This window comes from Nonomuraea sp. NPDC023979 (genome assembly GCF_040639085.1).
Taxonomy (GTDB): domain Bacteria; phylum Actinomycetota; class Actinomycetes; order Streptosporangiales; family Streptosporangiaceae; genus Nonomuraea; species Nonomuraea ceibae.
This window is the reverse complement of the sequence record NZ_JBEZZG010000018.1, coordinates 41,549-61,561: the sequence shown is the minus strand read 5'-3', so window position 1 is coordinate 61,561 and position 20,013 is coordinate 41,549. Positions and strand designations below refer to the sequence as shown.

21 protein-coding genes are annotated in these 20,013 nt (G+C 73.5%); 12 read left to right on the top strand and 9 right to left on the bottom strand.

The genetic code is table 11. From position 1 onward, the window contains the following. Positions 1–55 precede the first annotated feature (55 nt). Positions 56–1,546 carry a carboxyl transferase domain-containing protein gene (locus AB0G11_RS28115; protein WP_219506642.1) on the top strand — a complete coding sequence of 497 codons (1,491 nt, stop codon included), beginning with the start codon at positions 56–58 and terminating at the stop codon, positions 1,544–1,546. A gap of 1 nt (position 1,547) precedes the next feature. Here the strand turns inward: AB0G11_RS28115 and AB0G11_RS28110 are convergent, their stop codons facing one another. From AB0G11_RS28110 to AB0G11_RS28095, 4 genes are read right to left on the bottom strand one after another with little or no spacing between them, the layout of a single operon-like run. Continuing rightward, positions 1,548–1,940 carry a hypothetical protein gene (locus AB0G11_RS28110; RefSeq protein ID WP_219506640.1) on the bottom strand — a complete coding sequence of 131 codons (393 nt, stop codon included), beginning with the start codon at positions 1,938–1,940 and terminating at the stop codon, positions 1,548–1,550. Then, on the bottom strand, positions 1,937–2,383 hold the full coding sequence (locus AB0G11_RS28105) for a hypothetical protein (protein ID WP_246645128.1): 447 nt from the start codon (positions 2,381–2,383) through the stop codon (positions 1,937–1,939). The genes AB0G11_RS28110 and AB0G11_RS28105 overlap by 4 nt, the downstream gene beginning before the upstream one ends. Before the next feature lie 10 nt (positions 2,384–2,393). Beyond that, entirely contained in the window at positions 2,394–3,185 is a 792-nt protein-coding gene (locus tag AB0G11_RS28100) for a carbon-nitrogen hydrolase family protein (protein WP_219506638.1), read from the bottom strand. Further along, the gene (locus AB0G11_RS28095) at positions 3,145–4,116 is read right to left on the bottom strand and encodes a DUF418 domain-containing protein (RefSeq protein ID WP_357589450.1); all 972 of its coding nucleotides are present in this window, start codon (positions 4,114–4,116) and stop codon (positions 3,145–3,147) included. The genes AB0G11_RS28100 and AB0G11_RS28095 overlap by 41 nt, the downstream gene beginning before the upstream one ends. A 32-nt stretch (positions 4,117–4,148) precedes the next feature. On the opposite strand from AB0G11_RS28095, the gene AB0G11_RS28090 reads away from it, so the two are divergent. Continuing rightward, positions 4,149–5,315 carry a pyridoxal phosphate-dependent aminotransferase gene (locus AB0G11_RS28090; protein ID WP_219506634.1) on the top strand — a complete coding sequence of 389 codons (1,167 nt, stop codon included), beginning with the start codon at positions 4,149–4,151 and terminating at the stop codon, positions 5,313–5,315. A 62-nt stretch (positions 5,316–5,377) separates the two neighbouring features. Here AB0G11_RS28090 and AB0G11_RS28085 read toward each other — a convergent pair whose 3' ends face one another. After that, complete coding sequence (locus AB0G11_RS28085) at positions 5,378–6,490, bottom strand: ring-opening amidohydrolase (protein WP_357589448.1); 1,113 nt, start codon at positions 6,488–6,490, stop codon at positions 5,378–5,380. A gap of 100 nt (positions 6,491–6,590) precedes the next feature. On the opposite strand from AB0G11_RS28085, the gene AB0G11_RS28080 reads away from it, so the two are divergent. After that, positions 6,591–7,259, top strand: coding sequence for an alpha/beta fold hydrolase (locus AB0G11_RS28080; RefSeq protein ID WP_219506630.1), 669 nt, complete (start codon positions 6,591–6,593; stop codon positions 7,257–7,259). Positions 7,260–7,651: 392 nt separating this feature from the next. Here the strand turns inward: AB0G11_RS28080 and AB0G11_RS28075 are convergent, their stop codons facing one another. Then, positions 7,652–8,191: a TetR family transcriptional regulator gene (locus AB0G11_RS28075; RefSeq protein WP_357589446.1), complete on the bottom strand. Its 540-nt coding sequence runs from the start codon at positions 8,189–8,191 to the stop codon at positions 7,652–7,654. Positions 8,192–8,313: 122 nt separating this feature from the next. Between AB0G11_RS28075 and AB0G11_RS28070 the strand changes: the two genes are divergently transcribed. Together AB0G11_RS28070 and AB0G11_RS28065 are read left to right on the top strand one after the other, a co-directional pair. After that, entirely contained in the window at positions 8,314–9,399 is a 1,086-nt protein-coding gene (locus tag AB0G11_RS28070; protein WP_219506626.1) for an FUSC family protein, read from the top strand. A 131-nt stretch (positions 9,400–9,530) separates the two neighbouring features. After that, positions 9,531–10,064 carry an SseB family protein gene (locus AB0G11_RS28065; protein WP_357589444.1) on the top strand — a complete coding sequence of 178 codons (534 nt, stop codon included), beginning with the start codon at positions 9,531–9,533 and terminating at the stop codon, positions 10,062–10,064. A 37-nt stretch (positions 10,065–10,101) separates the two neighbouring features. Here the strand turns inward: AB0G11_RS28065 and AB0G11_RS28060 are convergent, their stop codons facing one another. Beyond that, positions 10,102–10,254 carry a hypothetical protein gene (locus AB0G11_RS28060; RefSeq protein ID WP_357589442.1) on the bottom strand — a complete coding sequence of 51 codons (153 nt, stop codon included), beginning with the start codon at positions 10,252–10,254 and terminating at the stop codon, positions 10,102–10,104. A 48-nt stretch (positions 10,255–10,302) separates the two neighbouring features. Here AB0G11_RS28060 and AB0G11_RS28055 point away from each other — a divergent pair, with 48 nt between their 5' ends. From AB0G11_RS28055 to AB0G11_RS28035, 5 genes are all read left to right on the top strand, one after another. After that, the gene (locus AB0G11_RS28055; protein ID WP_357589440.1) at positions 10,303–10,938 is read left to right on the top strand and encodes an A24 family peptidase; all 636 of its coding nucleotides are present in this window, start codon (positions 10,303–10,305) and stop codon (positions 10,936–10,938) included. 43 nt (positions 10,939–10,981) lie between these two features. Then, entirely contained in the window at positions 10,982–12,163 is a 1,182-nt protein-coding gene (aroC, locus tag AB0G11_RS28050) for a chorismate synthase (protein WP_219506620.1), read from the top strand. Continuing rightward, entirely contained in the window at positions 12,160–12,660 is a 501-nt protein-coding gene (locus AB0G11_RS28045; RefSeq protein WP_219506618.1) for a shikimate kinase, read from the top strand. Before aroC ends, AB0G11_RS28045 begins: the two co-directional genes overlap by 4 nt. Next, complete coding sequence (gene aroB / locus AB0G11_RS28040; RefSeq protein WP_219506617.1) at positions 12,657–13,745, top strand: 3-dehydroquinate synthase; 1,089 nt, start codon at positions 12,657–12,659, stop codon at positions 13,743–13,745. The genes AB0G11_RS28045 and aroB overlap by 4 nt, the downstream gene beginning before the upstream one ends. 69 nt (positions 13,746–13,814) lie before the next feature. Beyond that, positions 13,815–14,570, top strand: a complete 756-nt coding sequence (locus AB0G11_RS28035) for an SGNH/GDSL hydrolase family protein (protein ID WP_357589438.1) — start codon at positions 13,815–13,817, stop codon at positions 14,568–14,570. A gap of 52 nt (positions 14,571–14,622) precedes the next feature. Here AB0G11_RS28035 and AB0G11_RS28030 read toward each other — a convergent pair whose 3' ends face one another. Beyond that, positions 14,623–16,590, bottom strand: a complete 1,968-nt coding sequence (locus AB0G11_RS28030; protein WP_357589437.1) for an ATP-dependent DNA helicase — start codon at positions 16,588–16,590, stop codon at positions 14,623–14,625. A 225-nt stretch (positions 16,591–16,815) separates the two neighbouring features. Here AB0G11_RS28030 and AB0G11_RS28025 point away from each other — a divergent pair, with 225 nt between their 5' ends. Together AB0G11_RS28025 and AB0G11_RS28020 are read left to right on the top strand one after the other, a co-directional pair. Continuing rightward, complete coding sequence (locus tag AB0G11_RS28025) at positions 16,816–18,063, top strand: hypothetical protein (RefSeq protein ID WP_357589435.1); 1,248 nt, start codon at positions 16,816–16,818, stop codon at positions 18,061–18,063. Between the two features lie 70 nt (positions 18,064–18,133). Beyond that, entirely contained in the window at positions 18,134–19,702 is a 1,569-nt protein-coding gene (locus AB0G11_RS28020; RefSeq protein ID WP_357589433.1) for a Na+/H+ antiporter, read from the top strand. Here the strand turns inward: AB0G11_RS28020 and AB0G11_RS28015 are convergent. Then, positions 19,699–19,956, bottom strand: a complete 258-nt coding sequence (locus AB0G11_RS28015; protein ID WP_219506612.1) for a UBP-type zinc finger domain-containing protein — start codon at positions 19,954–19,956, stop codon at positions 19,699–19,701. The genes AB0G11_RS28020 and AB0G11_RS28015 overlap by 4 nt on opposite strands. Positions 19,957–20,013 lie beyond the last annotated feature (57 nt).

Here is a 20,013-nt window from a genome sequence, read left to right as displayed (position 1 = left end):
ACCGCACGAGGAGCTCGTGCGTCAACCTTGCATCACCGGCTGACGAGAGGGAGCGATGGTGAGCCGTCCGGACGCGCGCACACTGATCGACACGGTCCTCGACGGGGGCTCGTGGAAGTCGTGGGACGCGCCTCCCGCCGACCCGGCCGAGCCGGGCTCCTCCTACGCCGAGGAGCTGGCCGCGGCCCGGGTCAAATCCGGCTACGACGAGGCCGTGCTGACCGGCGAAGGGCTGCTCGGCGGGCGCCGCGTGGCCGTCGTGGCGTCGGAGTTCTCGTTCATGGCCGGGTCGATCGGCGTGGCGGCCGCCGAGCGGATCGTCGCCGCCGTCGAGCGGGCCACCCGCGAACGGCTGCCGCTGCTGGCCGCGCCCGCCTCGGGCGGCACCCGCATGCAGGAGGGCGCGACCGCGTTCGTCCAGATGGTCAAGATCACCGCGGCGGTGCAGCAGTTGCGCGCGGCGGGCCTGCCGTTCGTCGTCTACCTGCGCCATCCGACGACCGGCGGCGTGTTCGCCTCCTGGGGTTCGCTCGGGCACGTGACGGCGGCCGAGCCGGGCGCGCTCATCGGGTTCCTCGGGCCGAGGGTGTTCGAGTCGCTGCACGGCTACCCGTTCCCGGCGGGCGTGCAGGTGGCGGAGAACCTGTTCGAGCACGGCCTCATCGACGCCGTCGTCGCCGCCGAGGACGCCCGCGAGATCGCGATCAGGGCGCTGTCGGTGCTGTCGGCCGAGCGCCGCGGCCTCGACCCCGGCCCCGCCCCCGAGGAGGACCTGCGGCCCGTCGAGGCGTGGGAGGCCATCACCCGCTCCCGCCGCGACGACCGGCCCGGCGTGCGGGCGCTGCTCAAGCTCGCCGCCACCGACGTGACCCCGCTCAGCGGCAGCGGCGAGGGCGAGAACGAGCCCGGCCTGGTGCTGGCCCTGGCCAGGTTCGGCGACGCCCCGGTCGTGCTGCTCGGCCAGGACCGCCAGCACCAGCGTGCCCGCTCACCCCTCGGCCCCGCCGGGCTGCGGGTCGCCAGGCGCGGCATGCGGCTGGCCGCCGAGCTGGGGCTGCCCCTGGTCACCGTCATCGACACGGCCGGCGCGGCGCTGTCGAAGTCCGCCGAGGAAGGCGGCCTGTCCGGCGAGATCGCCCGCTGCCTGGCCGAGCTGGTCATGCTCGACGCGCCCACGGTCTGCCTGCTGCTCGGCGAGGGCGCCGGCGGCGCCGCGCTGGCCCTGCTGCCCGCCGACCGGGTGCTGTGCGCGCAGCACGCCTGGCTGTCGCCGCTGCCGCCCGAGGGCGCCTCGGCCATCCTCTACCGCAGCGTCGACTTCGCCCCCGAGATCGCCCAGGCGCAGCGGGTGCGCGCCACCGACCTGCGCCGCGACGGCATCGTCGACCGCGTCGTCCCCGAGCTGCCCGACGCCGCCTACGAGCCGCGCGCCTTCTGCGAGCGCGTCGGCCGGGCGCTGGAGCACGAGATCGCCGGCCTGCTCGCCCAGCCACCCGCCGACCGGCTCGCCGCCCGGCTGGCCCGCTACCGCCACCTGGGCGGCTGAGTCACGGCACCGGGACGCGCTCGACGCGGATGGAGACGACCTCCTCGCGCGGCACCACGACCTCGTAGGCGCCGTGGTCGACCATCCAGTAGCCCAGCGCCTCGGCCTTCATCCCGCTGTGGCCGGTGTAGGCGATGTGCAGGCCGTCCTCGTCCTCGTCCAGGACGATGCACGGCTCGCCGCCGAACGCGCCCACGGTGCGCACCAGCACCAGCCACTCCAGCTCCGTACGCGCCACCGTGCGCCGCCAGTAGCCGGAGGCCGCCTCGAACCCGTCGAGCTCCTCCTCGCTGAACAGCACCACCTGCTCGTCCGGACCCAGCGCGGCAGGCAGCGTGCGCTCGCCGAAGCGGGCCACGAACCCGGAGGCGACAGGGATGAGCTCGTCGTTCATGCGGCCGGCCGCCACGTGAGACCGTCGTACTCGGCGAAGGGCCGTTCGCCCTCGGCGGTGACGTGCACGATGCTCGCGCCCGCCGGGATCGGCATCGGCGTCGTGTGGAACTGCGGCACCACGTGCTCGCGCGAGGTGGTGAACCCGTTGCCGGCGAACGGCGGCGCGTCACTCCAGTCGCCGCCCATGTGCGGGCCGTAGGGCACCGCGTAGGTGTCGACGTCACGTGCCTGCCAGCGCATCACGTAGAGCTCGGGCACGCCGGCCGTCAGCTCCGAGCCGTCGAACGACAGGTCGAGGCCGTAGTAGAGCTGCTCGGGCGTGGTCAGCCTGGCGCAGTCCTGCACCCGGTAGACGAAGCCGGAGATGACCGTGCGTTTGCCCGCCAGATAGGGCACCAGCAGACGCGGCGGGACCACCTTCTGCATCTGCGTTCCGCTCATGATGACCACTTTACGGTCGCTCGACCCCGAGCACCCGATGTTCAAGGCATGGCAAGGTCGCGCGGGCGGCCGCGGTGGCCTCCGGATCGAGCTCCACGACCTGCACGCCCGGCGGCGTGCCCAGGTCGGCGCGGACCACGCCCAGCGGGTCGACCAGCATGCTGCGGCCCACGCCGTAGCCGTCGCCGGACTCGGCGGGGTTGGGCGCCTGGCCGACGGCGGCGGTCCACATGGTGTTCTCCAGCGCGCGGGCGCGCACCAGCGTGACCCAGTGGTCCTCCTTGAGCGGCCCCGACCCCCACGCGGCGATCACCGCGAACAGCTCGGCGCCCCGGTCGACCAGCGCCCTGGTCAGCTCGGGGAAGCGGATGTCGTAACAGGTGACGAGCCCCACGCGGAGCCCGGCGAGCTCGACGACCACCGGCTCGGCGCCCGGCGCGACCAGCTCCGACTCCTTGGCGCCGAACGAGTCGAACAGATGGATCTTGCGGTAGGCGGCGCGGATCCCGCCGTCGGCGCCGATCGCGACGGCGGTGTTGCGCACCCGGCCGTCGCCCGGCTCGAACACCCCGGCGATCACCGCGAGGCCGTGCCGCCGCGCCGCCTCGGCCAGGCCGGTCACGAACGGCCCGTCGAGCGGCTCGGCCAGCTCGGTGATCCGCCTGCCGTAGCGGGTGAGCGTGGCCTCGGGGAAGATCGCCAGGTCGGCGCCCTCCGCCTTGGCGAGGGCGTCGCGGACTCGTGTCAGGTTGGCCGCCGGGTCAGGAGACACCGGGATCTGGCAGAGGGCGATTCTCGTCACGGCCCGACTCTAACTTGTTGGGCACGTACCGGAACCAGGTGAGGCACCGCCAGATCCACTCCAGCGGCCCGTAGCGGAAGCGGGCCAGCCACCACCGGCTGAAGACCCCCTGGACGAGCAGCGTCACCGCCGTCAGCCCGAGCACCGACCAGCGGGTCGGGTCGGCGGCCAGCAGCGGCGCGGCCAGCACGATCACCACCGTGCCGCTCACGTAGTTGGTCAGCGCCATTTTGCCCAGCGGCTCCAGCGCCGCCGACAGCCACGGCCGCAGCACCAGCAGCAGCCCCGTCACGTACGCCGACGCCCCGGCGACCGCGCCCGCCAGGTAGAGCGACCAGTCGCCGGTGGAGTTCCAGGCGGCGGTCAGGAACACGACGGCGAGCACGCTCACCACGAACCCCGGCGCCAGCAGCCGCCGCGACGGCCGCAGCCGCATCAGCCCCATGCCGATCAGGAACGCCGCCGGGATCAGCAGCGGCCCGTTGGAGACGAACGGCGGCGCGTCCTCAATGCCCAGGTAGCCGCCGCCCGACATGACGCTCCACGCCAGCAGCGCCACCCCCAGCAGCAGCGGAAGCAGCCCGCCCGGCAGGAACGAGGCGGGCAGCAGCACCAGCACGCCGAAGAACGCGTAGTCGGTCAGCACCTCGCCCGGGTACCACCGGTGCTGGACCAGCCCGAACCCCATCAGCCACGCCAGCCGCCTGGCCAGCGCCCACCGGTCGGACCCGCGCAGGAACAGCACGAAGCTGATGCCGAACAGCAGCGAGAAGATCGGGTAGAAGCGGCTCTGGAAGAACGTGTCGACCACCTGGTCGATGCCCGTCTGCGGCTCGTGCGGCGCGTGCTGCCAGGTGTTGACCAGCATGATCCCGCCCACCGCGAACCCGCGGAGGGCGTCGAGCTCACGGATGCGTGCGACGCTGCCCAAGTGAATCACCCTACGGGTAATAGTGTGAGGCTGTGACGGAACCACTTGTCTCCCGGATGCGCTCCTTCGGCACGACGATCTTCGCGGAAATGAGCGCGCTCGCCACCCGCACCGGCGCGATCAACCTGGGCCAGGGCTTCCCCGACACCGACGGCCCGGCCGCCATGCTCGACCGGGCCGTGCACGCGATCCGCTCGGGCGCCAACCAGTACCCGCCGGGCCCCGGCGTGATGGAGCTGCGCCAGGCCGTCTCCGAGCACCGCCGCGAGCACTACGGCCTGTCCTACGACCCGGCCGGCGAGGTGCTCGTCACCGTCGGCGCCACCGAGGCGATCGCCGCCGCCGTCCTGGCGCTGTGCGAGCCCGGCGACGAGGTCATCGCGTTCGAGCCGTACTACGACTCCTACGCGGCCTCGATCGCGCTCGCCCAGGCCCGCCTCGTCGGCGTCACGCTGCGGCCCGTGGCCGGCCGCTTCACGTTCGACCCCGCCGAACTGCGCGCCGCCGTCACCTCCCGCACCCGGGCGATCCTCGTCAACTCCCCGCACAACCCCACCGGCACCGTGCTCACCCGCGACGAGCTGACCGTCATCGCTGATCTGTGCCGCGAGCACGACCTGATCGCCATCACCGACGAGGTGTACGAGCACCTCACGTTCGACGGCGTCGAGCACGTACCACTGGCCACGCTGCCCGGCATGCGCGAGCGCACCGTGATGATCTCCTCGGCGGGCAAGACGTTCTCCGTCACCGGCTGGAAGACCGGCTGGGTGTGCGCGCCCGCGCCGCTCGTGACCGCCGTGCAGTCGGTCAAGCAGTTCCTCACCTTCACCGCGAGCGCGCCCTGGCAGGTCGCCGTCGCCTACGGGCTGCGGCACGAGGGCGCCTGGGTGGCCGCGCTGCGCGACTCCCTCCAGGACAAGCGCGACCGGCTGATGGAGGGCCTGGCGGCGGCCGGGTTCGAGGTGTTCGGGCCGGCCGGGACGTACTTCGTGCAGACCGACATCCGGCCGCTCGGCTTCACCGACGGGCTCGCCTTCACCCAGCGGCTGCCCGAGCTCGCCGGCGTGGTCGCCATCCCCACGCAGGTCTTCTACGAGCACCCCGAACGCGGCCGGCACTTCGTCAGGTTCGCCTTCTGCAAGAAGGACGAGGTCATCGACGAGGCCGTGACCCGGCTCAAGCGCCTGTCGGCCTGAGCCGGGCCGGCCCCGGCTGGTCTCCTCAGCCCCGGTCGACGTCGTCGACCTCGTCGACCTCGTCAGCCCTGGTCGTCCGCCGCCAGGTCCACGATCGCCGCCACCGGCCCGCCGCCCGACGGGCCCTGGTGCACGGCCGCCACCGACACGAACACCGCCGGATCGCCCGTGACGGCCGCGGCCACCCCGCCCACCGCGGCCTTGATCTGGCGGTGCCAGTGCACGTCGGAGTCGTCCAGCATGATGTTGCGCCGCCCCCGCACCCGCCCCGACGGGTCGGCCTCGCACTTCATGAACACGTTCACCAGCCGCCCGCCCAGGTCGGAGTGGTGCGGCCGCTCCGGCAGCGCCAGGCCGGCGTCGCGGATCGCCGCCCATATGCCGTCGGCGTCCAGCGCGTCGCGCATCACCGCGTGCCCCGCCCGATAGCGCCCGCCGATGCCGCGCACGTTGCCCACCAGCACGATCTGCGCCCGGTCCAGCTCCACCCCCGACGAGCACGACGCCACCGAGGAGTAGAGCGACAGGTCCTTGTGGATCTGCTCCGCCGACGGCATCGCGATCTCCCCGAGCGCCACCGCCACCCCCAGCGCCGTGGTCGAGTTGGACAGGTCCATCGACGGGCCCGTCTCCTCGATCGCGGTGTCCTGGCCACGCTCCCGCGCCTCGGTGATCGTCGCCAGCGTCAGCAGCGGCGTCTTCGTCTGCACGTAGTGGACGTCACGCGGGTCGTCGATACCGGCGAGCTTCATCGCCTCGCGCACCCCCGCGGCCACCTTCTCCACCATGGCCGGCCTGCCGATGTCCTCCGGCAGGATCACCTCGCTCATCGCCACCCCGACCGACACGCGCGGCTCGTCCGACGGCACCGCCCGCGCCGGGTCGAGCGTCGCGAAGATCGTGGCGTGCGGGCTCAGCACCCCGTCGGTGCCGCCCGACCACACCAGCGGCACGCTCTCCGGCGCCGGATGCCCCCGCGACGCCAGCACCTCACGGAAGGCGCGGTCGGCCAGGATGCGCGTGTAGTCGTTCACGCCGCCGTTGCCCTCGGTCTTGCCCACCACGGCCAGCACCCGGTGCGCCTCGATCACCCCGTCGTCGATGAGCCGCGCCAGCCCCGACGCGTCGGTCACGCTCTCGATCGGCACCTTGCGCACTTCGATCGGATCCGGCATCCGCCCGCCCCTTCCCGCCACGTCGATCGGCATACCCAGCCTGACGCTAGTGACGCCGCCGCACGGCCACACCGGCAATGTGTGCCAGTAGGGTCCAGGTGTGATTCGTGAAACCGTCGCCAACGGGATCAAGCTGACGTACCGCGAAGAAGGCGACCCGGCCGCGCCGGCGCTCGTGCTCCTGCACGGGCGGACCGCCGACCACAACGACTGGAACGGCATCACCCAGCACCTCGCCAGGCGCCACCACGTGCTCGTACCCGACCTGCGCGGCCACGGCGCCAGCGACCGGCCCGGCACGTACGCCATCCCCGACATGGCCGAGGACGTCGCCGGCCTCCTCGACGCCCTCGGCATCGACCGCGCCGTCGTCGTCGGCCACTCCCTCGGCGGCATGGTCGCCTACCACCTGGCCATGAACCACCCCGGCCGCGTCACCCGCCTCGTCATCGAGGACTCCGCCGCCCCCGAGCCCATGCACGGCCGCGCGCCGCTCGTGGAGGACGACTCCACCGGCTTCGACTGGCGCATGATGCACGACACCGAACGGCAGTTCCTCGACCCCGACCCGGCCTGGCTCGCCGGGCTCGCCCGGATCACCGCCCCGACGCTCGTCATCTCCGGCGGCGCCGCCAGCCCCTTCCGCGCCGACCGCCTCGCCGCCCGCATCCCCGGCGCCGCCCTCGTCACCATCGAAGCCGGCCACCTCGTCCACGTCACCAACCCCAAGGCCTTCAAAGCGGCCCTGGACACCTTCCTCTCTGCCTGACTCCCGCCCCTACAAGCCCCCCACCCCGTCGAGGGAACCCGCCCTCCAGCCCACCCCGACCCCGGGCCCGTACGCACCACCGGCCTACCGAACGCCCCGCCGCTCACCTCGGGGGAGCACTGCCCCGCCCCTCTTGGGGGCGCGCCTTCGGGCTGGTGCGGCGGCCCACCCCGGGTGGTCGCACGGGTGAGGGAGGAGACGGCGTGGGCCGCGCGAGCTCGGGCCGCGCCTTCGCGCCTGGCGCGGCGGCTCCACGGGTGTGCGGCGGCGGCTCCGGGGTCGCGGAATTGGCGCTCGGGCAGTGTCCCGGACGGAGGCCCCCGGCAGGCGCTCCCCTTACGGGGTCAGCCCGGCGTGCTGCGGAGGGGCGGTGCCGTGGAGGCCGGACGGGGTCAGGTGAGGCAGGCGCGGAAGACGGCGGTGAGCCGTTGGACGACCTTGTCGCGGGGCGTCGTCGTGGCCGGGCCGAAGAGCTGGCGGAACTGGCCGCTGCCCATGACGATCGCCGTGGCGATCGTGGCGCGCAGCTCGGCGTCCTCACCCGGCAGGCGGTCGACGAGCGGCTCCAGGATGGCGGTGCGGACCCGGTCCTTGGTGATGCTGCGGATCTCGGCGCTGGACCCGGACCGGGTGAGGGTGGCGAGCACCGGGCTGTCGGCCTCGGAGCCGAGCCGGTCGGCGACGTACTCGGCGAGCCGCACGGCCAGGTCGTCGCCTTCGTCGAGCACGCCGGGGAAGCGCCCCTGCTGGGCCAGCACCTCGGCGAACAGCTCCCGCTTCGACCCGAAATATCGGTTGATGAGCGCGACGTTGGCGTTCGCCTCGGCGGCGAGCATGCGCATGGTCACCTCGTCGTAGCCGTGCTCGGCGAACAACCGGCGGGCCGCGTCGAGGATGCGCCGCCGGGTGCCCTCCCGGCTCCTTGGTTCCACGATGACGACAATAGGGGGCCCGCCAAGCGCCCCAGGCCAACGCGACGCGGGAATACTGGCCGTTATCGCCCGCCTTGGACTGTGTGACCGTAATGTCATAAAGATCCGTCAGGGTGGGAAGGGTGGGTACGAAGCTCGGCGATCACATGCGGGAGCGGCTGCGGACGTTCGGGCTGACGGCTCCCTCGATCGCGCAGTCCGCCGTGGGCTCGGCCGTGGCGTGGATGATCGCCACGCAGTTCCTCGGGCACACGCGTCCCTTCTTCGCCCCGATCGCGGTGCTCATCAGCGTCGGCATCGGCCTCGGCCAGCGGCTGCGCCGGGTGGCGGAACTCGTCGTGGGCGTCAGCCTCGGCGTCGGCGTCGGCGACCTGCTGGTGGCCTGGATCGGCTCCGGCCCCTGGCAGATCGCCCTCGTGGTGGCGCTGGCCATGGCGACCGCCGTGCTGCTCGACAGCGGCGCGCTGTTCGCCGCGCAGGCCGCCTCCTCGGCCGTGCTGGTCGCGGCGGTGGTGCCCGGCGACGACATGGGCGGCTTCGACCGCATGCTCGACGCGCTCACCGGCGGCGTCGTCGGCCTGGCCGCCGTGGCGCTCATGCCCGCCAGCCCGCTGACCATCGCGGCCAAACACGCCTCCGGGGTGCTCGACGCGCTGTCCACGGCGCTGGAGCAGGCGGCGGTGGCGATCGAGAAGCGCGACGCCGACCTGGCCGCCGAGGCGCTGGAGGAGGCGCGCGGCACCCAGGCGGCGGTGGAGGAGTTCGAGCAGGCGCTGCAGACCAGCAAGGAGATCATCATGATCTCCCCGATGCACTGGCACCGCCGCGCCAGGCTCGCCCGGTACGAGACGGCCGCCGAGCCCGTCGACCACGCGCTCAGGAACGCCCGCGTGCTGGCCCGCCGCACCCTGGCCGCGCTCGGCGAGTACCCGCCGCCCCCGCCCGCGCTGGCCGACTCGCTCCGTGAGGTGTCGGAGGCGGCGCTGCTGCTGCAACTGGAGCTGGGCGCGGGCCGCGAGCCCGTGCTGGCCAGGCAGGCGCTGCTGGCCGTCGCCACCCGCCAGCGCCCCGAACGCCTGGGCTTCTCCGCCGACGTGATCGTGGCCCAGCTCCGCTCGATCGTGGTCGACCTGCTCCGGGCGACGGGCACCGGCGAGGAGGAGTCGACGGCCGCCCTGCCCCCCGTGAACGTCCCACCCCGCCCCTGACCCTCCCGTCCCTCGCTGCCCCGTCCGCCCCTGACCCGTCTCACGGCCGCACGTCATGGAGTCGTCGTACGGGATCGGCGGCGTGAGCCTGGTGGGCGGGGCGGGAGGGGGCGCGGGTAGTCTCGGACGCTGTGCCGAGCATTCCGCAACCCCTCGACCCCGACGACGACGGCGGCGTCGCGCCCGCCGTGGCCGCCGCGCTGGACGACTACCAGCGGGGTGCGGCGGGCCCCGACCGGGTGCTCAACGCGCTCACCGGCGCCCGCCTCCTGGTGCCCGTCGTGGCCCTGCTCACCGAGTCCGAGGTGGGCGAGCACGGCCTGCGGCAGGAGAAGGAGAGCGAGATGGCCCTGCCCAAGCTCGTCGGCAAGGACGGCAGGCAGGCGGTGCTGGCGTTCACCGGCACGGAGGCGCTGATCAGGTGGCGTCCCGACGCCCGGCCGATCCAGGCGAGCACGCTGCAGGTGTGCCGGGCGGCCGTGGGGGAGGAGGCGGCGGCGGTGGTCGTGGACGTGGCGGGCCCGGTGACGTTCGTGATCGAGGGTGACGTGCTGCGGGCGCTGGCCGCCGTCGAGTCCGGCACGCTCGACCAGCTCCCCGGCGTGACCGTCGCCCGCGTCGAGCCGGTCGCCCGACGCCGCTGGTTCCGCCGCCGCACGAACTGAGCCCGCACGAACTGAGCCCGCGCGGACGGGACGCGGGTCAGGAGCCCGACTCCGGCCACTCCTGCTCCTCCTGGTCGACCATGGACACGCAGCTGCCCTCGATGTACCGGGCGAGGGGCTCCAGCAGGACGGGCGCCAGCACGAAGGTCGAGAGGACGACGGCGATCCTGGTGAATTCGTCCCCGCCCATCTGGAAATCCTCCGACGGCCGGGCCCGCGCCCGCAATAGTGTCGGGCCGTGCTCGCACTGCTGGGGGTGCTCGGCCTCGTCGCCGGTCGCTACGTCAGGACCCTGGCCGCCGCCTTCGCCCCCGACCCCGCCGACCATCGGGCCGAGGCCCGCGCCGCGCTGCGCGCCCTCGTGCGCACCGTCCCGGTCCCGGCCTGGCCGCCGCTGCCCGAGGTGGTCACCGCGGTCGTGACCGTGCTCGTGGCCTGGCGGGCCGGTCTGCCGTACGTGTACGCGGCGGTGGCGGGGACGGCGCTGGCCTTCGTCGACTGGCGCACCAGCCGCCTGCCGGACGTGATCACGCTGCCGTCGTACCCGATCCTGGCGCTGACGCTGCTGCCCACCGGGGAGCTGCCCAGGGCGCTGCTCGGCGGGCTCGCGCTGGCCGCCGCGTACGGCGTGCTCTGGTTCGTCAGGCCGGCCGATCTGGGGCTGGGCGACGTCAAGCTGGCCGGGCTGATCGGCCTGGCGGGCGGGGCGCTCGGCTGGCAGGCGTGGGCCGTCGCGGCGCTGGGCGGGCAGTTCCTGGGCGCCCTGTACGCGGTCGTCCTGCTGGCCACCCGGCGCGCGACACGCGCGACCCAGTTCCCGTTCGGGCCGTTCATGCTGCTCGGCGCCCTGGCCGGGCTCTGTCTCGGTGGATGAACGCCGGACATCCCACTGGGCCGCGCATGGAAGACTTGGAGGCATGTTGCGCTGGTTGACTGCCGGAGAGTCTCACGGCCCCGAGCTCGTTGCCGTTCTGGAAGGCCTGCCCGCCGGGGTCGAGGTGACCACGGCCGCCATCGACGAGGCGCTGCGCCGGCGCCGCCTCGGCTACGGGCGCGGCGCCCGCATGAAGTTCGAGCAGGACGAGGTGACGATCGTGGGCGGGGTGCGGCACGGCCGCACCATGGGCAGCCCCGTCGCCGTCCGCATCGGCAACACCGAGTGGCCCAAATGGGAGAAGGTCATGTCGGCCGACCCGGTCGACCCGGCGGAGCTGGAGGGCCTGGCGCGCAACGCGCCGCGCTCGCGGCCCCGGCCGGGCCACGCCGACCTGGCCGGCATGCAGAAGTACGGGTTCGACGACGCCCGCCAGGTGCTCGACCGGGCCAGCGCCCGCGAGACGGCGGCCCGCGTCGCGCTCGGCGAGGTGGCCAGGCGCTTCCTCAAGCAGGCGCTCGGCGTCGACATCGTCAGCCACGTCACCTCCATCGGCGACGCCGTCACGCCGGCCGACGAGCTGCCCGGCCCCAACGACCTGGCCCGCGTCGACGCCGACCCGGTCCGCTGCGCCGACCCGGCGGGCAGCGCCGCCATGGTCGAGGTGATCGACCGGGCGCACAAGGACGGCGACACGCTCGGCGGCGTCGTCGAGGTGCTGGCCTACGGCCTGCCGCCCGGCCTGGGCAGCTACACGCACTGGGACCGGCGCCTCGACTCGCGGCTGGCCGGCGCGCTCATGGGCATCCAGGCGATCAAGGGCGTGGCCGTCGGCGACGGCTTCGAGACCGCCCGCAGGCCCGGCTCGCGGGCCCACGACGAGATCGCCTACACCACGGGCGACGGCGTGCGGCGCGTCACCAACCGGGCGGGCGGCGTCGAGGGCGGCATGACCAACGGCGAGATCCTGCGCGTCAGCGCCGCGATGAAGCCCATCTCGACCGTGCCCAGGGCGCTGGCCACGATCGACGTCAAGACGGGCGAGGCCGCCAAGGCCCACCACGAGCGCTCCGACGTGTGCGCGGTCCCGGCGGCGGGCATCGTCGCCGAGGCGATGGTGGCGCTGGTGCTGGCCGACGCCGCGTTGGAGAAGTTCGGCGGCGACTCCGTGGAGGAAGTCGCCCGCAACCTGTCCGGCTACCTCTCATCCATGGTGATTAAATGACCAAGGCCGTGCTGATCGGCCCGCCCGGGTCGGGCAAGACCACTCTCGGCCGCCTCCTCGCCGAGCGGCTCGGCGTCGCCTTCCGCGACACCGACGCCGACGTCGAGGCCGTCGCGGGCAAGCCCGTCAGCGAGATCTTCATCGACGACGGCGAGGAGCGCTTCCGCGAGCTGGAGCACGAGGCGGTGCGGCGGGCGCTGGCCGAGCACGACGGCGTCCTGTCGCTCGGCGGCGGCGCCGTGCTGCACGAGGAGACGCAGGCCCTGCTCGCCGGCCACCCGGTCGTCTACCTTCAGGTCGGCCTGGCCGACGCGGTGCAGCGGGTCGGCCTCGCCTCGGCCAGGCCGCTGCTCGTGCTCAACCCGCGCAGCCAGCTCAAGCGGCTGATGGAGGAGCGCCGGCCCGTCTACGAGCGGCTGGCCGTGCTGACGGTCGACACCGGCGGGCGTGAGCCCGACGAGCTGGCCGACGAGATCCTGAAGGGCCTGGGGGCATGAGCGTGACGCGGATCGCCGTGCGCGGCGACAGCCCGTACGAGGTCGTCGTCGGCACGGGCGTGCTCGGCGAGCTGCCGGGGCTGTTCAAGCCCGGGGTGCGCACGGTGGCGGTGATCCACCCGGAGAGCCTGCCGGAGATCTCGCGGCCGGTGTGCGCGGCGCTGTCCGACGCCGGGTTCGACGTGGTCGCGCTGCCGGTGCCCGACGGCGAGCAGGCCAAGACCGTCGAGGTGGCCGCCCAGCTCTGGTCGGCGCTCGGCCGCCACGGCGTCACCCGTTCCGACGCGGTCGTCGGCGTGGGAGGCGGCGCGACCACCGACCTGGCCGGGTTCGTGGCCGGGACGTGGCTGCGCGGCGTGCAGGTCGTGCTCGTCCCCACCACGCTGCTGGCGATGGTCGACGCGGCCGTCGGCGGCAAGAACGGCATCGACACCCCCGAGGGCAAGAACCTGGTCGGCACCTTCCTGCCTCCGGCGGGCGTGCTGTGCGACCTGGCGACGCTGCCCAGCATGCCGCGCGCCGACTACGTGGCCGGCCTCGCCGAGATCATCAAGGGCGGCTTCATCGCCGACCCGCGCATTCTCGAGCTCATCGAGGACGACCCCGACGCCGCCACCAGGCCCGAGGGCGGCCACACCCGCGAGCTGATCGAGCGCAAGATCCAGGTCAAGGCCGACGTGGTCGGCGCCGACCTGCGCGAGGCCGGGCTGCGCGAGATCCTCAACTACGGCCACACGCTCGCCCACGCGATCGAGCGCGCGGAGAGCTACCGGATGCGCCACGGCGAGGCGGTCGCCATCGGCATGGTGTTCGCCGCCGAGCTGTCCCGGCTCGACGGCCGCGTCGGGCCCGACCTGGTCGAGCGCACCCGCGCCATCCTGACGTCGGTCGGCCTGCCCACCGCCTACCCGGCCGACGCCTGGCCGAGGCTGCGCGACCACATGCGCCTCGACAAGAAGAACCGCGGCGCCAAGCAGCGCTTCGTCGTGCTCGACGGCCTGGCCCGGCCAGGCCGGCTGGAGGACCCGCCCGAGGAGCTTTTGGAAGCCGCCTACCGTGCCGTCGCGCGTGTCACCGGGCATTAACGTGTGTGGGCCACTACAGTCGTGGCCCACGCCGCGGCACGACGAAAAAGCGGAGATGAACAGCAGGTCATGAGGCATTACGGCTCCTTCGTGGCGCTCGGTGACAGTTTCACCGAGGGCTTGAACGACCCCGGCACCAACGGCCACTACCGAGGCTGGGCCGACCGGGTCGCAGAACGGCTCGCACAGGACGATCCGTCGTTCCGCTACGCCAACCTGGCGGTGCGCGGCAGGCTGCTCGACCAGATCGTCGCCGAGCAGGTCCCCGCGGCCGTGCAGATGGCTCCTGACCTGGTCAGCCTCTGCGCCGGCGGCAACGACCTGCTGCGGCCGGGCAGCGACCCCGACGTGATGGCCAAGCGGCTGGCGGGCGCGGTGCGCGAGCTGCGCTCCTGCGGCGCCGACGTGCTGCTGTTCACCGGCGTCGACCCGCGTGACATGCCGCTGATGCGGCGGCTGCGCGGCCGCTTCGCCGTCTTCTACCTGCACGTGCGCTCGATCGCCGACCTCTACGGCTGCCACTTGGTGGACCAGTGGTCGATGCAGGGCCTGCGCGACTGGCGGGCGTGGAGCGAGGACCGCCTCCACATGAACGCCGACGGTCACCGGCTGGTGGCCGCCCGCGTGCTCGACATCCTCGGCGTCCCGTTCGACGACTGGCACAAGTCGTGGCCGGAGCGGGCCGTGGATCCGCGCGCCCGCCGCAAGGAGGACGCCCAGTGGATGCGCGAGCACCTGGTGCCGTGGGTGTCGCGCCGCCTGCGCGGCGTCTCCTCGGGCGACGGGCTCGCGCCCAAGCGGCCGGAGCTGTCGGTCTGGTCCTGACCGCCCGCCCGCTCACCTGACGATCCCGTACGGCAATCCGTACGGGATCGTGTCATTCGGCGGCGAGCCGTTTGAGGGCGGCGCGCGGGACGGCGGGGTCGGTCGTGCGCCAGAACGGCGGGAGCGAGCCCAGCAGGAAGCCGCTGTAGCGGGCGGTGGCCAGCCGGGGGTCGAGGACGGCGATGACGCCCTTGTCGTCCTGGGAGCGCAGCAGGCGGCCGGTGCCCTGGGCGAGCAGGAGCGCGGCGTGGGTGGCGGCCACGGTCATGAAGCCGTTGCCGCCGCGGGCGGCCACGTGGCGCTGCCGGGCCGAGGTGAGCGGGTCGTCGGGGCGCGGGAACGGGACGCGGTCGATGATGACCAGCCGCAGCGACGGGCCGGGCACGTCGACGCCCTGCCAGAGCGACAGCGTGCCGAACAGGCAGGTCTTCTCGTCCTCGGCGAACTGCTTGACCAGCAGCATGGTCGAGTCGTCGCCCTGGCACAGCAGCGGCACGTCCAGGCGCTCGCGCAGCGCCTCGGTGGCGGCCTTGGCGGCCCGCATGGAGGAGAACAGGCCGAGCGTGCGCCCGCCCGCGGCCTCGATCAGCTCGGTGATCTCGTCGAGGTAGGCCTGGGGGAGGCCGTCGCGGCCGGGCTGGGGCAGGTGCTTGGCGACGTAGAGGATGCCGGCGCGCGGGTGGTCGAACGGCGAGCCGACGTCCATGCCCTGCCAGCCCTTGTCGCCCAGCCCCCACTGCCGGGCCATGCCGTCGAACGTGCCGCCGAGCGCCAGCGTGGCGGAGGTGAGCACCACGGTGCGGTCGCCGAACAGCTTGTCGCGCAGCATGCCGCCCACGTTGAGCGGGGCGACGCGCAGCATCGGCGGGCGGCGGTCGGTGCCGGCCTCCAGCCACACGACCTCGGCCCGGTCGGCCTCGGAGGCGTGGCCGTAGGCCTCCAGCATGCGCACGGCGGTGTCGTGGACCTCGTCGAGCGCGGTGAAGGCGGCCTTGCGCTGCCCGGCGCGGTCGGGGTCGTCCTTGTCGCCGCCGCGCGGGCCGAGCGCGGTCAGGCAGCGGGCGGCGCTGTCGCGCACCAGCGCGAGCGTCAGGCCGAGCACCTCGGGCAGCTCGTCCACGCGGCCGGGCGGGGCGGCGGCCAGCAGCGCCTTGAGGTCTTCGCCGGCCTCCAGGAGCTGGTCGGCGATGGGCTGCTCGATGAGGCGGCCCACCCGGCGCACGGCCAGCGCCACCGAGCTCTCCGACAGCTCGCTCGTCACCACCGAGGTGACCCGGTCGACCAGCTCGTGCGCCTCGTCGACGACGACGAGGTCGTGCTCGGGCAGCACCGGCAGGTCGCCCATGGCGTCGATGGCCAGCAGCGCGTGGTTGGTGACGACGACGTCGACCTCGCCGGCCCGCGCCCTGGCCAGCTCGGCGAAGCACTCGGCGCCGCTGGGGCAGCGGGTGGCGCCCAGGCACTCCTGGGCGCTGACGGAGAACTGCCGCCAGGCCTGCTCGCTCACGCCGGGCACCAGCTCGTCGCGGTCGCCGGTCTCGGTCTCGTCGGCCCACTCCTGGATGCGCTGGACCATGCGGCCGGTCGCGCTGACCTCGCGCGGGTCGAACAGCTGGTCCTGCTCGTCGTCCTCGGGCCAGCCGGCGGTGGCCTTGTAGCGGCACAGGTAGTTGCGGCGGCCCTTGAGGATGGCGAACGTCGGCTCGTGCGGCAGCTCCTTGGCCAGCGCCTCGGCCAGCCGGGGCAGGTCGCGGTCGACGAGCTGGCGCTGCAGCGCGATCGTGGCCGTGGAGACGACCACGGGGGTGTCGGTGTCCATGGCGTGCCGGATCGAGGGCACCAGGTAGGCCAGGGACTTGCCGGTGCCGGTGCCCGCCTGGACGGCCAGGTGCTCCTCGGCGTCGATGGCCTGTTGCACGGCCTTGACCATGCTGATCTGGCCGTGGCGTTCGCTCCCTCCGAGAGCGTCGACCGCGATGCTGAGCAGTGAGTCCGCTGACGGGAGATGGGAGTCCGGCACGGCAGTAAACGCTACCCGCATTCCGAGGTCGCCGCGCCGAACGCGGTGTGATCGGCCATACGCATCCCGGCGTTCGCGGGCCCGTCCGCCGTCGCCCGTGGCACACTGGCCGTCGGTGCTCCAACTGGTCGTGGAGTGACCTGCGGGGGTGTCGGTGGAGATGGTTTTGTAGGCTTCTCCGGGGTTGAGTGGACGTATTAGGGCTGGATGTGCAGGATGTCTGCCATGTCGGAAGTTGTCCCGTTGCCGTCGTTCGGCGAAGTGTTCTTCGATGCCCGAGGCCAGGAGCGGTGTCTCCGTGTCACCTGGCACGAGGGCACGCTGGTGCTCAGCCTGTGGCGGGGGGAGATGTGCACGGCGAGCTTCCGCATGCCGATGGACGACGTCGGCCGGCTGCTCGACACCCTCGACGACGGCTTCGCCGAGGCCACCGGTGAGCAGCCCGCCGTGCCCGCCCACGACCCCGGTACCGAGGTGATCCCCGGCACCGGGACCTACCACCGGCCGCCGCAGACCGGCCAGCACCAGCCGGCCCCCGACGACCGGCCGGCCGCCTCGCTGTCGCCCAACGACGTGCTCGTGGCCCGGGGCAACCCGGCCCACCAGGACAAGCTCGTCGCCTCCTACGGCGACACCCGCGAGCAGCAGCGCCAGCCCTTCTCCGGCCCGCAGTACAGCGACCCGCTGACCGGCCCGGCCCCCGCCGAGCCGTTCACCGGCCCGCAGTACACCGACAGCGGCTACCACGACCCGCTGTCCGGCCCCCACTTCACGCAGGACCAGCAGCCCTTCACCGGCCCCCAGTACGCCGAGGAGTCGCCCACCGCCTCCACCGGGCCCGTCTACCAGCTGCCCGGCGACCGCCCGTCGCCCCTGTCGACCGACCCGCTCGGCTTCCCCTCCCAGGCCAGTACTCCGTACCAGAGCGACTCCTACCAGGCCGACTCCTACCAGGCCGGGTCCTACCAGAACGAGCCGTACCACTCGGGTGAGACCTACCGGCAGCCCGACCCGTACCCGCAGCACCAGGCCGACCCCTACGCGGGCCGGCAGGCCCCCAGCCGTCCCCAGCCGCCCGTACAGGCCGCCGCCGGGCTCGGCACCCCGATGCACGGCATCCCGGGCGCGGGCCGCCGCCAGGACCCCTTCCAGGACCGTGCGTACGGCCAGGAGCCGTCCTACGGCCAGGACCCCGGCTACGGGCAGAGCGGCGCTTACGGCCAGGACCCCGGTTACGGCCAGGATCCCGGCTACGGGCAGGGCGGCGGTTACGGGCAGGACCGGGCCGACGGGCGCACGCCGCCCAACCCGGTTGACCCGCTGCTCGCCCTCGGCAAGCAGGCCGAGCCGTACCACCCGCAGGACTCCGACATGACCCGCCCGTACGTCGGCGACCCGATGTTCTCCACCGGCGAGCGGCTGCGCCCCGAGCAGCAGCCGTACGACGATCGCGGCGAACGCCGCGAATGGTGATCGCCACCCGCTAGCGGCGTTTCCTACACTTGGCCCGACAAATTGGGCGCCATATGTGGAGGAGCCGCCGGTGAACCCGTCGACTGGCCTGCAACTGCTGCTGCTGGCCGGGGGCGCCGTCGCGCTCGCGGCCGTGGCCCGGCGCCGGGGCTGGCCCGCGCCGCTGCTGCTGGTCGCGGCCGGGCTGCTCGTCTCGCCGCTGGTCCCGGCGGTGCGGCTGGACCCGGAGCTGGTGCTCTACGTGTTCCTGCCGCCGCTGCTCTACTCGGCCGCGTTCGACAGCTCCTACCTGCGGCTGCGTGACGCCCGGGGCCCGGTGGCGCTGCTGTCGGTCGGCCTCGTGCTGTTCACCACGGTCGTGGTGGGCCTGGTCGTGCACCTCATGCTGCCCGCCGTGCCGCTGGCGGCGGCGTTCGCGCTCGGCGCCGTCATCGCGCCGCCCGACGCGGTCGCCGCCGTGGCCGTCGGCAGGCGGCTCGGGCTGCCGCGCCGGACGCTGACCATCCTCATCGGCGAGAGCCTGTTCAACGACGCCACCGCGCTGACCGCCTACCGGGTGGCGATCGCGGCGGCCGTCGGCGGCAGCATCGACCTGCTGGAGGGCGGCTGGCAGTTCCTCGTGGCCGCCGCCGGTGGCGTGCTGATCGGGCTGGCGCTGGCGTACGCGTTCGCCTGGCTGTTCCGCCACACCCGCGACTCGCTGGTCGAGAACACGCTGATGCTGCTCATCCCGTTCGCCGCCTACCTGGCGGCCGAGAGCGTGCACGCCTCCGGGGTGATCGCCGTCGTGATCGTGGGGCTCCATCTGGGCAACCAGATGCACCTGCGCGGGTTCGGCACCCGGCTCGTGTCGGACTCGGTGTGGAAGGTCAGCGACTTCTTCCTGGAGACGATCGTCTTCGCGCTGATCGGGCTGCAGCTCGTCACCGTGGTCGAGGGCATCGTCGGCTACAGCCCGTGGGAGGTCGCGCTCTACGCGCTCGTGGTGTTCCTGGTGACGGTCGCGGTGCGGTTCGCCTGGGTGTTCGCCGCCGCCCACCTGCCGCGCCTGTTCAGGCGGGGGTACGAGGCGCCGTCGCCGCAGCAGCTCACGATCGTCGGCTGGGCGGGCATGCGGGGTGTGGTCTCGCTGGCGGCCGCGCTGCTCATCCCCGACATCCCGAACCGCGAGATCCTGCTGTTCCTCACCTTCACCACCGTGATCAGCACGCTGCTCGTCCAGGGCCTGACGTTCCCGGCCCTGATCAGGCGGCTGCGCGTGTCGAGCGAGCAGGAGCTGTACGAGGACCGCCTCGCCGAGGCGTCGGCCCAGCAGGCGGCGCTGGAGGCCGGCCTGGCCGAGCTGGACCGCCTGGTCGCCGCCGAGGGCGAGCCGGACGAGATCCAGCGGCAGGTCATCGACCAGCTCAGGGAGAAGTCCTGGCGGCGCTCCCTGTCGGCCTGGGAGCGCCTGGGCGGCGGCACCGGCCACGGCGGCGCCGAGACGCCCAGCGCCCTCTACAGGCGGCTGCGCCGCGACATGCTCCAGGCCGAGCGGCAGGTGTTCGTCCGGCTGCGCGACGAGCGGCGGCTGGACGACGAGGTGCTGCGCGAGGTGATGGCCCAGCTCGACTTCGAGGAGGCCATCCTGGAGCGTTAGCCCATCGAGCTGTCGACGAAGCACCACCGCCACTTCTCGTTCGGCTCGAACGACTGCACCACCGGGTGGCCGGTGCCGTGGAAGTGCGCGGTCGCGTGCTTGCCGGGCGAGGAGTCGCAGCAGCCCACATGGCCGCACTCCAGGCAGCGCCGCAGGTGCACCCAGCGGCCGCCGGAGGCCAGGCACTCCTCGCAGCCCTCGGGAGTGCGCGCCTGCGGGTCGTCAGCCTGGGAAAGATGCTCACACATAGCCATGAGCCGATCCTATTTCGGGCCGGCCGGCCGCCGGATGCCGGGCGCCGTGCCGCCCCA